Annotated in this window: 11 protein-coding genes; 4 read left to right on the forward strand and 7 right to left on the reverse strand. The window is 46.0% G+C overall.

What is annotated here, in order from left to right; all coding sequences use genetic code 11:
* The first annotated feature begins 77 nt into the window (after positions 1–77).
* Positions 78–1,340: a GTP cyclohydrolase II gene (locus tag PN466_RS05750; protein ID WP_271937684.1), complete on the forward strand. Its 1,263-nt coding sequence runs from the start codon at positions 78–80 to the stop codon at positions 1,338–1,340.
* A gap of 189 nt (positions 1,341–1,529) precedes the next feature.
* On the opposite strand, the gene PN466_RS05755 is transcribed toward PN466_RS05750, so the two are convergent.
* The 7 genes from PN466_RS05755 to hypE all read right to left on the reverse strand — a co-directional run bounded on the left by PN466_RS05755 (position 1,530) and on the right by hypE (position 8,571).
* Positions 1,530–1,721, reverse strand: coding sequence for a hypothetical protein (locus PN466_RS05755; RefSeq protein WP_271937685.1), 192 nt, complete (start codon positions 1,719–1,721; stop codon positions 1,530–1,532).
* A gap of 578 nt (positions 1,722–2,299) precedes the next feature.
* The gene (locus PN466_RS05760; RefSeq protein ID WP_271937687.1) at positions 2,300–3,127 is read right to left on the reverse strand and encodes a pentapeptide repeat-containing protein; all 828 of its coding nucleotides are present in this window, start codon (positions 3,125–3,127) and stop codon (positions 2,300–2,302) included.
* Positions 3,128–3,220: 93 nt separating this feature from the next.
* A complete protein-coding gene (ilvB, locus tag PN466_RS05765; protein WP_271937689.1) occupies positions 3,221–5,053 on the reverse strand; it encodes a biosynthetic-type acetolactate synthase large subunit in 1,833 nt (610 codons plus the stop codon).
* Between the two features lie 247 nt (positions 5,054–5,300).
* A complete protein-coding gene (locus PN466_RS05770) occupies positions 5,301–5,720 on the reverse strand; it encodes a DUF2996 domain-containing protein (protein ID WP_271937691.1) in 420 nt (139 codons plus the stop codon).
* Positions 5,721–5,843: 123 nt separating this feature from the next.
* On the reverse strand, positions 5,844–6,857 hold the full coding sequence (locus PN466_RS05775; protein ID WP_271937702.1) for a DnaJ C-terminal domain-containing protein: 1,014 nt from the start codon (positions 6,855–6,857) through the stop codon (positions 5,844–5,846).
* Between the two features lie 268 nt (positions 6,858–7,125).
* Entirely contained in the window at positions 7,126–7,395 is a 270-nt protein-coding gene (locus PN466_RS05780; protein WP_271937693.1) for a hypothetical protein, read from the reverse strand.
* Positions 7,396–7,506: 111 nt separating this feature from the next.
* Positions 7,507–8,571, reverse strand: a complete 1,065-nt coding sequence (gene hypE, locus PN466_RS05785; protein WP_271937703.1) for a hydrogenase expression/formation protein HypE — start codon at positions 8,569–8,571, stop codon at positions 7,507–7,509.
* A 281-nt stretch (positions 8,572–8,852) separates the two neighbouring features.
* Between hypE and PN466_RS05790 the strand changes: the two genes are divergently transcribed.
* From PN466_RS05790 to PN466_RS05800, 3 genes are all read left to right on the forward strand, one after another.
* Entirely contained in the window at positions 8,853–9,584 is a 732-nt protein-coding gene (locus tag PN466_RS05790; RefSeq protein ID WP_271937694.1) for a DUF928 domain-containing protein, read from the forward strand.
* Positions 9,585–9,653: 69 nt separating this feature from the next.
* Positions 9,654–11,891 carry a CHASE2 domain-containing protein gene (locus PN466_RS05795; RefSeq protein WP_271937695.1) on the forward strand — a complete coding sequence of 746 codons (2,238 nt, stop codon included), beginning with the start codon at positions 9,654–9,656 and terminating at the stop codon, positions 11,889–11,891.
* A gap of 139 nt (positions 11,892–12,030) precedes the next feature.
* Positions 12,031–13,287, forward strand: a complete 1,257-nt coding sequence (locus PN466_RS05800) for a DUF3747 domain-containing protein (RefSeq protein WP_271937696.1) — start codon at positions 12,031–12,033, stop codon at positions 13,285–13,287.
* Positions 13,288–13,857: the final 570 nt, after the last annotated feature.

Genomic DNA, 13,857 nt, shown 5'->3' on the forward strand with positions numbered 1-13,857 from the left:
AACTTTCTGCCCCAGTCTCAAAAATCGTGACACAATACGGTATAGTTTCAACCTTTGTCTACTCTTCCCTGCTCTCTATGGCTGATTCAACCCGTCGTAAATCTAAACCTATTGTCCTCACCTCCCATCCTCGCAGCAGTGGGGCAAAACCGATCGCCATTGATTGGGGTAATTCCGATCCGATTGCCAGAGGGCCGGTAATTGCTACATTAACCAATCCTGCTCACCGGAATGTGATAGGAACCCATTCCGGTTCCTATGCCATTTATCGCGCCCTAGCGGTTGCTCGTCAAGCGCTAAATCCAGAACATCGAGCGGATCTAACCAATACTGCACCCGTGGCAGACATTGGCCCCCATTCCAGTTGGACCGATCGAGATAAAATTGTTTCTCTAGACCCTTTTGGCGCTCGTGTGGGTGACATTTATACGCAATTCTACGAACAAGGAATCGATATTCGGCCAACGATCGCCATTACCCAAGCCCATATCAATATGCCCGAACTTCAGGAAGCCCTCAGTCAGGGACGGTTGCACGTTGATGGCCAGATCTTAAAGGAAGGTGGGGATTTAGTCGTGGTCAAAGCGGCGATCGAACCGGTGTGGTATTTACCGGGAATCGCCAAACGTATTGGGGTAGAGGAAATGGATCTGCGTCATGCTCTGTTTGAACAGACAGGGGGCATGTTTCCCGAGTTGGTGACCCGGCCGGATTTGGTATTATACTTACCCCCCATCGGTGGTTCAACGGTGTATTTGATTGGCGATTTAAGGGCAATTGCGGATCGAGATCGTCCCATCGCTGTTCGCGTCCATGATGAGTGCAATGGTTCTGATGTCTTTGGCTCCGATATTTGCACCTGTCGTCCCTATCTTGCCCATGGGATTGAAGTCTGTATTCGGACTGCCCAAGAAGGGGGCTTAGGGGTCATTGTCTATTTCCGGAAGGAAGGTCGTGCCCTGGGTGAAGTCACGAAGTTTCTAGTCTATAATGCTCGCAAACGCCAGGAAGGAGGCGATCGAGCAACCGCCTATTTTGAGCGCACCGAATGTGTAGCGGGAGTTCAAGATATGCGCTTTCAGGAATTTATGCCCGATGTCTTGCATTGGTTAGGTTTAACCCGCATTGACCGGTTGGTGTCCATGAGTAACCTGAAATATGATGCGATTACCAATTCAGGAATTGAAGTCATTGAGCGTGTTCCCATTCCTCCTGAGTTAATTCCCAAAGATGCACAAGTCGAAATTACGGCCAAGCGGGCGGCTGGATATTATGCACCGGAAGAAGTTCCTGATCTAGCCATGCTAGAAGAAACGTTAGGTCGGGGGTTAGAGGGATAGGGATTAATTCCCATCCATTAGCATAAATGACCAATTCAACGAACTGGATAGGATGCGGCGTTGAAATAACCTGAGTTCGGGATAAGAGAATTTGACCACTGATTTAATGATGGCATGGGAATTGAGACCAATTTAGAATCAGGATTTCAGCTTATCCAGAACCCAGGCGATCATGACAAATGAGATTAATTAGCAAGCCTCAAACTGACGATTATGCAAAATGGGTATGAATTGTCCCCATTCCCAGTCACTATCAGGTGCAGATTCTTCTCGGATGAGTTTTTCTGCCCAGTTAGGAGATTCTGATTTATATTCACCGTCCCAAGCTTCATGGGTAGAAGGGGAAGGAGACGAATTTCGGGTTTTAAGGATGTTGTTCATAGTTGGCTGCTTCAGTACTCAGGTAGATGCCTGCTTTTTCTCAGTCAGTTCACTTAATCTCTTGTTTTAAATCTTTCAGAAAAAGCATGAGCTTAAGAATTAATTATTAGGATAATCGTTTTTTTTTCTGTCTGACAAGGATCAATGCCTAATCTTGGCCGAATCTTTGCAATTTCATGGATTCTACGGAAGTTTGGTCGAAAATCCCAAAATCTACAGAGGTTTTGATGATTTTCGATCGGTTTTGATAGCAGATTTTCTAATCTTGTGAGAAAGGTTGAGATTGACCATATGCGTGTTATTGAGGAGGTGAAACTAAGTATTTTCCTCCATTAACCTCTGATCTTTTCTCCATTCAAACTGTGCTATGGCTCAAAAGTTGCCTACACCATAGTTGGTGTTGCCTATGCTAGACGGAATTTCTCGGCCAAGTTGCCGAGGATTTTGCCTAGATCCAACTATGAATGGGTAATATCAGCCCATCTCGTTCAAGGATATAACGTTTCTTTTTGATGTGAAATATGGCTCTCACCCCTTTTCCTCTCTATCGCAGCAGCAGGAGAAGAGGAAGACATCGGTTACAACAGGAATTGGAGAAACATGGGAGCTAGTTGGTTAATAATGCTCATAAACCCTCCCCGTCGCGTGCCTTTTTTGCTTTCCTCGATCGCCTTTTCCGTCACGTCAATAAATTCTTGAGAGATTTCGGAGCCTTCCTCATTGCCTTGGGTTTCAAAAATAGTACGGGCTACTGTCCAATCGGCGATCGCCCCACTTCCATCTCCAAGTTGCAACCGACTTACCCCACGTCCTAAATAAGCGGGGGCGAAATTGGGATCGATCTGTAGGGCTAAACTATGCTTTTCCAGCGCTCCTCGATGATTTCCAGAACGAGCATCGACAAACGCTAACCGATAATAATCCTCTGGACTCAGAACTCCACCCGGAAATTCAAGCACTCCATTCAGAATTGCTGTATTAATAACTGCTCCTTCAATTTTGGCATTGGCCATATATGCCCCACTCAAATTTGCGCCAGCCAAATTCGCCCCAGTCAGGTCAGCATAGGATAAATCTGTGCCCATTAAATTGGCTCCAGCTAAATTGGCTCCGGCTAAATTGGCACGTCGCAGATCTGCCTTATATAACAGCGCTCCCGTCAGATCTGCCCCACTCAAATTCGCTCCACTTAAATCTGCATTATCCAAATTGGCAAAACTTAAATCAGCTCCTGTTAAGTCGGCATTCTCTAACTGAGCCATACTTAACCCTGACTCGCTCAGGTTACACATCGGACATTGCTTAGAAGAGAGGAGTTGTCTAAGATCTTCTAAATCTTCTGCTGCCACAGGAGTGGCTAAAGTGAAACCCAGAATTATAAGTGCGGTGGAGATTGCTTTATTCATACCCAAGTGCCATAGCCATCTGTTCTATCTTAAGGGCAGATGGAGAGATGGGGTAGGGTAATGGGGAGGTTCCCCATTACCCATTCCGATTTGTTAGAGTTTCGCGCCACATTCGGGACAGAAGTGGTTACTGGGGGCGTTTTTGGCGCCACAACTGGTGCAATAGAGTAACTCTAAAGACTGTTCCTTTTTGGGTGTAGGCAAGCCGAGCATTTGGGAATTGCTCTTACCCGGAGCCACCATGGGATAACAGTTTTCGTCGCGAGTGACATGGGCATCAAGAACTACAGGGCCATCATAGGCAAGCATTTCGGCGATCGCCCCTTCGAGCTGATCCCGGCGATCGATCCTCATGCCTTTAATGCCATAAGCATCTGCCAGTTTCACAAAATCGGGCATTCCCACTTCCATATTGGTAGCAGAATAGCGCTCACCATAGAACGTTTCTTGCCACTGGCGTACCATACCTTGCCAAGCATTATTGACGATCACCACTTTGACATTAATGCCATATTGGGCGATCGTACCCAGTTCCTGAATATTCATCTGGATACTGGCATCTCCAGCAATACAAATCACCTGTTCATCCGGCAGAGCCACCTTAGCTCCCATCGCTGCGGGCACACCAAAGCCCATGGTTCCCAAGCCACCACTGGAAATCCATTGCCGAGGGCCATTTTCCAAGAATTGCGCTCCCCACATTTGGTGTTGTCCCACATCGGTTGTGTAGAACGCATCAGGAGCTTGTTGGCCAACGGAGTAGATCACCTCTTGGGGAGAGAGTTGCCCTTCCGGACGAGGAATAACTAGGGGATAGTCCGTGCGCCAGCGATTAATCCGCTCTAACCACAGAGTGGTTTTGGTTGGTTGACCCGATAGACCCATTTGATGACAGCGAGTCAGCAGATCGATTAATACTTGGCGCACATCACCCACAATTGGAACTTCTGGGGTGCGGTTTTTACCCACTTCTGCTGGGTCAATATCAATATGGATTACTTGAGCGCGGGCGGCAAACTCATCTAATTTTCCGGTTACCCGGTCATCGAAGCGGGCCCCAACAGCGATTAACAGGTCACATTCACTAACGGCAAAGTTAGCATAGGCTGTACCATGCATTCCCAACATCCCCACCGATAGGGGGTGTTTTTCATCAAAGGCTCCTTTCGCCATGAACGTGGTGGTCAGGGGAATTTGGAATAGTTCAGCCAGTTCCTTAAGTTCCGCATGGGCCCCAGAAGCTATTGCTCCACCCCCAACGTAGAGTAGGGGACGTTCAGCTTCTTGCATTAAGGCGATCGCCTGATTAATTTGCCGAGGATTCCCCTTAATGGTGGGTCGATAGCCAGGTAACTTAATCGTTCCCGGTTCTACGGGTACATAATCACATTCTTCTGTGCCCACATCCTTGGGAATATCAATCAAAACCGGCCCCGGCCGTCCTGTACTGGCAATATGAAAAGCCTCAGCCACAATTCGAGCCATATCTTGGGCATGACGAACGACATAAGAATGCTTCACCACCGGCAGGGTAATCCCATAAATATCCGTTTCTTGGAATGCATCTGTACCAATGGCTGCCCGAGTCACCTGTCCGGTAATAACGACCATCGGAATCGAGTCCATTTGAGCTGTAGCGATACCCGTAACTAAGTTCGTTGCTCCAGGGCCAGAAGTACCAAAACACACACCCACTTTACCCGTAGCGCGGGCATAAGCATCTGCCGCATGGGAAGCCCCTTGTTCATGTCTGACCAAGAAATGTTTCAGTTCTCCATTGGCTTCGCAGCGATACAATTCATCATAGATCGGTAGAATTGCTCCCCCTGGATAACCAAAAATATGCTTGACTCCGTGCCGTTTTAAGCTATCCATAAGGGCATATGCGCCCGTTCTTCGAGTAGCTATTACCGTTGTGGCTTGCATAGGTCTTCTCCTTCAGTTTACTTGCCTTATTAAATCGTTTTTGAATTGTATCGCTTCTATTTTCCAAAAATCCACACAATTTAACGCATATTTTAGAGTCTTTTTAATTCTTAAAATTTTAGCGCTACTTGCTGGTAATCGGGAGTCGGCAGTTGGGAGTCGGGAATTCATCCAATCCCCAGGTCTGGAGGGTCTGCGTCTACCACCATTGTCTACTCCTACTGTCTACTCCCCAGGACATCGTCCCCTAATTGAGCGTGAGCCACTTTTGTCCATTCAAACGGGTGATGACCCCAAAGACCAACAGACCCAGAGTGATTTTCCGTTCGTCAATCAAGAAAGGTTCCAGGGTGCTAGGTTTTGCACCATTCTGAGAGTAGGAAAAGGCTCGTTGTCCTTTAATGTCTTCTTTAAAAAAGTAAACATTAAATTGGTGTTGACCATTTTTCCAGGTTCCGATCACTTGCCAACAGGAAGGTTCTTTTTCCATTCCCTGCACCGCTATTTGGGCTTGGGTAAAGTTGAGTTTCAGGTCAGTAATGCCCTGCTTTTCTAAGCCCACTTCTAGGGCAGGCAGATAGTCCTCTTGAATAAATTCGGCAAAGGGTTTCTTTTCTGGAGCTGGAGGTTTTTCTTTTTTGGGTGCTGTGGTTTGTTCGTCTGCCATGGTTGAAGTCTGTAGAAACAGTTGATCTTCCTCATGATATAGCGCTTTGCGCTGGGAATGGGGAATAGGGAATGGACGATCTATCTGTGTGTCCCTGTGTCCCTATCTCCCCGTGTCTGTGGGTTACAGTCGTACTGATGACAAGTTTGCCCTTGGATTATTCGTGCGCAGGGTTTTCAGCTTTTCGTAACACTCCCGTTCCGTTTTACTGAGCGTCTTGGGAACGGCGATCGCAATTTTCACTAACTGATCTCCCCGACTACCTTTTGGATTGGGCCATCCCTTACCCCGTAAACGCAAGGATTGACCATGGCGAATGCCAGCCGGAATACTCATTTGCACCCGTCCATCAGGAGTAGGCACTTCAATACTGGCTCCTAAAACCGCTTCTTCCGGAGAAATGGGCAGCTCACAAACTAAATTATCCCCCTCAAACTCAAAAAAACTATGGGATTGCAAGGAAACTGTTAGATACAAATCTGCCCGTTGCTGAGTTTGGGGATTAATACTCCCTTTTCCTCGCACCCGAATCCGAGTACCGGGTTTTGCTCCGGGAGGAATACGCACCTCAATGACTTCTGAGCCTAAATTAATCCGCTTTTGCACCCCATGAAAGGCTTCTGCCAACGACAAGACAATAGAAGCTTCTTGGGGAACTGTACTGTTTTTTGGAGCAGAGCCATAACTGGCAAAATCCTCAAATCCACCAAACCCTGTAGAGCGTCCAGTACTGCGATAATTATAAGAGGTTTTGCGCCCCGTACTCGCTCCAGGGCTTCCTGTTCCCATCCGTCCCAGGAGTTCATTAATAAAGTCATCAAAGGTTGTATATTGACTAAAATCAAAGCCATTAAAATCAACACCAGGAGCTGTACCCCGTCCGTAACCGGATGATGTACCCGCTTGCTTCCAATATTGGCCAAACTGGTCGTATTTTTTGCGCTTTTCCGGATCGGACAAGACCTCGTAAGCCTCGTTAACCTCCTTAAACCGAGCTTCGGCTTGCTGATTTCCAGGATTCATATCCGGGTGGTATTTCCGGGCTAGACGACGGAAACTCTTCTTAATTTCATCCGCATTTGCACCGCGACTAACCCCCAACACCGAATAGTAGTCCTTAAAATCAGTAGCCACCATCATCTGCTCCTTAACGCTCTTAAGTCTTTAGTTTAATGGTTTATATAGCAATACCAGCTTAAGGGTATCAAAGGTTAAGTCTGGCTTGGTGTTCGGTTGCGATCGCAATTTCCGAACCCCATGACAATTCAGAAAGCGATTGCCCTCGCTTGATTCAATGGAGGGACACAGGGACATCGAGATTGTCTAGTGATCGCCGTATGTCCATTCCTTCAGACATTACAGAACAGATCTCATACCAAATCCGGAGAGTATGGGAAAGAGAAAGTCAAGCTGGCAACCCATGGAATTGAGTCAGATGACGAACTTGCTCCTGCATAGAATTAGCCAAGGTCAAACACTGATGAACTAAAGGTTCCTCCATCAAAGGCCAGAGACGTTCAGCCGGTTGAAGTCCAGGAGAATAGGGCGGCAATAATTTAATGTGGATACCATCAGGAATCTTAACCTTGCCACTACGATGCCAACCCGCCCCATTGATGGTGAGCAAAATACGCTTCGTCGCTCCAGCCCCAATAGCTTTAGCAAAAGTAGGCAAGGCCAGGACGTTAATTAAATAATTCAGTCATCGTACGGTGGGCAGGGGATTTCGCTATCCAATTAAATGGTATTGCTTATGTTCCTGCCCGGTTTGTCTGCCACTCATTACTCAACAAATTCGAGGTAGCTGTTCACCACTGAGCCAATCCAGAATTCGATTGGCACCAATTTGACTTTTGAGACTGACTAAACCAGAAGGTTCAGAACCTCCTGGTTCACCGACTTCTCCAATCACCCATCCCCCGGTCTCTGCTTCTAAAGTTTCCCTTAACACTGAGAGCGCTAAGTCCACATCGGACTGGGGAATAAAAGCCACAAATCGCCCCTCATTGGCAACATAAAGAGGATCAAAACCGAGAATTTCACAGGCTCCACGCACATCTTCCCGAACCGGAATTAAGGATTCATCAATGTGCAAATTCAAGCCTGAACTAAGGGAAATTTCATTTAAGGTACTGGCTAATCCTCCTCTGGTTAAATCCCGCAAACAATGAATGTTAACGCCTGCTTCTAATAACTGGAGAACTTGCCTGGCAATGGGAGCTGAATCACTTTCAATGGTGGTTTCAAATTCCAAACCTTCCCGCACAGCCATGATAGCTATCCCATGTCGACCTAAATCCCCATTAATGATAATGGTATCTTGCGATCGCACTTGTTGGGGAGCAATCTGGCTTGGTGACTCAATCACCCCTACGCCAGAAGTGTTAATAAATATCCCATCCCCTTTTCCTCGATCAACAACCTTAGTATCACCGGTAATGATCTGTACTCCTGCTTTCCGTGCGGCTGCTTGCATTGATCGTACGATGTACCAGAGAGTCTCCATCGATAACCCTTCCTCCAAGATAAACCCTGCACTCAGATACAAAGGTCTTGCTCCAGCCATGGCTAAATCATTGACTGTTCCATAAATCGCCATTGAGCCAATATCGCCCCCCGGGAAGATCAAGGGATTAACGACATAGGAATCTGTAGTAAAGGCTAGGCGATCGCCCTTAACTGCGAATACACTAGCATCATGGGAAACATCAGGACGGCCAAAAACAGGTAAAAACATCTGCTCAATAAGCTGATGCATCAGTTTTCCACCCCCTCCGTGGGCTAAGAGTACCTGGGGATATTGTTGAATAGGAATAGGACAAGAGAGGGAAAAATCCGGCGAAGCAGCCATGTTCATAATTATGATAAGAATGCAATTCGATAACCTGGAACTGCGACTAATTTCTAAGCGTCTTCTCATGGAGATGTTCCAGTATCAGGTAAATTTGAACTATACCTAAGTTAAATTACCTTATCTTATTACCCTCAATGTTTAGCACATGATGGTTCCTGGGACAAAGATCAGATAGATATAAAAGAAATTCACTTATCCAGTGAAGGCTTTACTTCTCATCTTATCCCAGAGTAGAAAAATCTACCTAACTGTTTGCCTAAAGGAGATGTATTCACGCTATGGACTTTAAACGTTTTCCTTCCCCACTGAGATTTCTGGCCGTTATGCTCGCTCCTCTTCTTCTCACTCCAGGGGCGATCGCCCTAGAATTTCCTGACACCAGTGGAGGGGGCGCTCCCAGAGGAGGAAGTGTTGGGGGAGGAGTTAGAGGATCTTCGACTTGTATCATTCCTCAAAATGGACTCTCCTTAATGGCTCTAAGACCAATTGAACCCGACAATTATGTGGGGCAAACGGCTAGCGATACCCCCACCATGTTCTTTTATGTGCCCAAAACTGAAGCAGAATTGGCGGAATTTGTTTTAATTGATCGGCAAGGTAATGATGTCTATACGGAGAAATTAGAACTCTCCAAAGATGGAGGTTTAGTCAAGGTAACGATGAGTCTACCTGAAGCAATAGGCGATTCAACTGAATATACCTGGCTATTTGCCCTGATTTGTAATCCTAGCGATCGCACTATTGATGAATCCATTCAAGGACAGATTCAGCATGTTACCTTAGATCCAACGGTAATGGCTGATTTAGAAGAAGCCCAAGCTCAAGAAGACCTACTCAAACAAGCTGAAGTGCTGGCCGATGCAAAAATTTGGTACGATAGTGTAGCGATCGCTGCTCAATTAAGGGATCTCGATACCCAGCCTTGGGAAAGTCTCTTAAAATCCGTCGGCCTTGATAAGTTAACCCAAACGCCAATGCTTCTCTTAGAAAGAATTACCGGAAATCCTTAGTATCATTAGGTATTGTAGGGTGCAGATTAACAGACAGCTTAACTGAAGACTACTGTAACCCTGGGTTCTATGTGGCAAACAATTAAAGATTGGTTATGGCAACAGCGAGGGGTATGGATCGCCACCCCTTCAGTGGCTCTATTCGTCGTTTTTTTGCGGCTAATGGGCACATTGCAAGGAGGAGAATGGGCCCTATTCGATCTGTATATGCGTTGGCGGCCTCTAGAACCTAGCGATGAGCGCATTGTTATTGTCGGTATTAATGAAGCAGATGTACAAGAGATCGGCCAAGCCATTATTCCGGATCGGATTTATGCCGATCTGCTCCAGAAGCTAATTGCCATGGAACCTAGGGCTATTGGTTTGGATATTTATCGGGATTTACCCGTTGAACCTGGCCATAAAGCCCTAGTCGATATTTTTGAGAATACCGGTTATTTGATCGGGATTCAAAAGGCTGTAGGAGATGAGGATCGCGATCTCGTTGATCCACCTCCAGCCCTAAAAGCCAAAAATCAGGTGGGAGCCAACGATTTATTGCCCGATGCTGATAGTAAGGTGCGTCGGGCTTTAGTGTCTCTCGATACTCCAGAAGGGGAAACGATTTATGGTTTGCCTCTTTATCTAGCCTTGCTCTATCTCAAACCAGAAGGGGTTTCTCCTGAAACTGTGGCTAACCGGACATGGCGGTTAGGGAAAACCATCTTTTCTCCCCTGGAACCGAATGTGGGTGCATATTTAGGTGAAGCGGAGGGGGGATATCAATTAATGCTTAATTATCACGGCCCCAGTGAGTCTTTTGAGACAGTTTCCCTGATGGATGTTCTAGAAGATAGAGTACCCGAAGATTGGGCAAGCGATCGCATCGTTTTAATTGGTGCAGTGGGAGAGTCCTTTCAAGACATCTTTCCCACACCCTATACCCTTACTCCCTCTCAACGGATGGCAGGAGTGGAAATTCACGCCAATATTACCAGTTTGATCCTGAGTTCAGCCTTAGAAGGACGACCCCTGATTAAAAGTTGGAATGAGATCGGGGAGAACCTGTGGATTCTATTCTGGGGCTGGGTCGGAGCCGTTTTAACCTGGAGATTACGCCACAGTGCAAGCCTGAACTCATCAACCATCCGTAAGGCGATCGCCCCTATTGCCACTATACCCTTGTTAATCGCCACCACCTATGGAGCCTTTTTAATCGGATGGTGGTTACCTATACTGCCCCCCATGATGAGTTTAGTTGGCTCTTTTGTTGCTATTACTACCTATATTGCCCGTAGTGCTGGAGATATCCGTAAAACCTTTGGCCGTTATCTGAGTCAGGAAATTGTTTCTACCTTATTAGAGCATCCAGAAGGCTTAAAGTTAGGTGGTGAACGACGCAAAATTACGATTCTCACCTCGGATCTACGGGGGTTTACAGCTCTGTCTGAGCGCCTCTCTCCAGAGGAAGTGATTAAAATCCTCAATTTTTATCTGGGCTATATGGCTGATGTGATTACTGAATATCAGGGGACTATTGATGAGTTTATGGGGGATGGGATTTTAGTCCTATTTGGCGCTCCCATTCCCCGTAAAGATGACCCTCAGAGAGCGATAGCTTGTGCTGTCGCCATGCAACTGGCCATGAAACAGGTTAATGTACAGATGAAAAAATGGGGACTATCTTCCCTAGAAATGGGAGTTGGCATTAATACGGGTGAGGTGGTAGTCGGTAATATTGGTTCTGAGAAACGGACCAAATATGGCGTAGTCGGCTCTCAAGTGAATTTAACCTATCGTATTGAATCCTATACCACGGCTGGCCAGGTTTTAGTATCTGAATCTACCTTAGTCGAGGCTGGCCCAGAGGTTAAAATCAATGGCGAGAAACAAGTAACCCCCAAGGGAGTAAAAACTCCGATTACTATCTATGATATAGGCGGTATTGGTGGCCCCTATCAGCTTGATTTACCTAAAGAAGAAGAGAATTTCTTTCGCTTATCCCAAGCCCTTCCCCTTCAGTATGCAGTGTTAGAAGGTAAAAATATTAGCGATCGGGTCAATCAGGGCCAGTTGATTGCCCTCTCGGAAAAAGGCGCAACCATTCTTGTAACTCCAGAGTTGGCCAATCAAATTCCCTCCGGGTTAACCAACTTGAAAATTAATTTCTTTAAGGATGAGCAGCCAGAAAACCGTGAAGATGTTTATGCCAAAGTGCTAGATAACCATCGGTCTAAGGATCAATTCTCCATCCGATTTACGTCCAAACCCCCTCCTGTCGAAGCTAAGTTAAAGCACTTATATAAGGCGATCTCTAAAAGCGCTTAAGTGACCTGCCACAGACAGCTCTCAAACTGTCACACACCCTAGAAACAACTTACGGATGTCCCTCGACTGAGGAAGTACTGGAGAACAGAACGTCTCTCTTGTACACTGCTTAAATTAAGTCTAATCAGTCGCAAAACTTATGAAAAAATCACTGCTCTCTCGTTTCGCTGCTATTGCTACTACTACTGTAGTTGGGATGACCACTTGGGTATCTACTGCTCGTGCCTTTTTCGATCATAGCGAAGTTCAACAAGATAGTTTTATCGCGATCGCTGCACCACGAGGTACAACTGCCCACCAATTGCTCATTTTGGAACAAAAATCCAACTCCCGTCAATGTTGGAGTGAAAGTGGCCAAAGTCCCACCATTGTTAATCCTCTTTTACTCAATTTTGACTTTACCGGTATTTGTGGTCGAAGTACCGATAGTAATGGATTTTCCATCCGAGTTGACAATCAAGATCTTGCTCTCCAGTACAGCCTGAGAATTGTCAATCGTAATAATGATTTAGTCTTAGTTGGATCATCCAATACTCCAGGAGGACCAGAAATAGAAATTGGTCGAGCCTATGGTGCAACTTCTGATTTTGCCAAAATTTATCTTAACCCTGGTTGGCGGTTTGCGAAACGCTCCTATCAAGGTCAAACCCTTGGCCATGTTTACCTTCTCAACGATCAACAATTGAGTTCCTTAATTGGGACACCCCCCAACCCAGTTGATCCTAACCCAGTCGATCCCAATCCCATTGATCCTAATCCTCCCGCACCTACTACCCCAAGCTTTAAAGATATTGCTAATGATATTTACGCCAGCGAAATCAATGAAGCAGTCGATATCGGTTTTATTTCTGGCTTTGCTGAAGATAGTACCTTCCGTCCCCAAAATCCTCTCACACGCGAACAATTAGTCTCTATGGTTTTAGAATCCCTCAAAACCATTCCTGGCACTAATATCAATATTCCTACCAGTATTTCCACTACCCCCTATCCTGATGTCACTTCCTCTCGATGGAGTGCCGCCAAAATTCAATGGGCAAAAGACAACAATATTGTCAGTGGCTACACGGATGGTACATTCAAACCAGCTCAATCAGTCACCCGTGCAGAATTAATGGCAGTTCAACGCCGTGCAGCGGAGTTCGCCCGTAAAACCAGTGGTTTGAATCCCGAGATCCAAGGTAAACAAGCTCCACAATCATTTAGTGATGTTGATAATCATTGGGCATCTGATTTGATTACCCAAATGTCTACCTATTGCTCTGTGGCTTCTCCCTTAAATGAATCGGGTAATCAGTTTATGCCCAACGATAACGCTCGCCGAAATTATGCAGCAGCCGCCACCCTAAGGATGCTCAATTGTGTGAAATCGGATATTCCTACCGCTTCTGCTCAGTAACCTTCGTAGTTCAAAGATGGTTGACATGATGGAGGAGGGGGCAGAACAAGCTTCCTCCTTTTTTACGCCACTTCGACTAACTATTTCGACAACCATGACGAAGTATTCTTAACTCATCCTCTCATTGCCTAATCTCCTCACTCACTAGAGCGATCTTATTAGTCTAGGTTTTAGCAGGGTAGGACAGTTCCTCCCAGAACTGACTAAGTATTTGGACTTATTTCAATTTAAGGAGACACCGAAATACCCTGAGGGATTTTTATAAATCCCAAAAACCTCAAAACTTGTCAAGCCTTACCCTGCATAGGCTGTAGCGTTTGGGGTCAAAAGGATTTGAAGTTTTTTCAAAAAAGGGGTTGACAAGCCCTAGGAGGATTGGTTATATTCGTGTTTGTGCTTGAGAGGGCAGCAGCGCAGAGCTGACTCCCCACTGAAGCCGCCGAACCTAGAAAATTCTATAGTTTGAAAGCCTAAGCTAAATGAGTTAGACCCTCGTTAGTTAATCAACTGAAGCCAGACTCCTTCGGGAGAAAAGCTAAAGTTAATCAAGATGATAAGGGAAAGAAGCGA

Origin of the sequence: Roseofilum reptotaenium CS-1145 (genome assembly GCF_028330985.1) — a bacterium.
Lineage (GTDB): Bacteria > Cyanobacteriota > Cyanobacteriia > Cyanobacteriales > Desertifilaceae > Roseofilum > Roseofilum reptotaenium.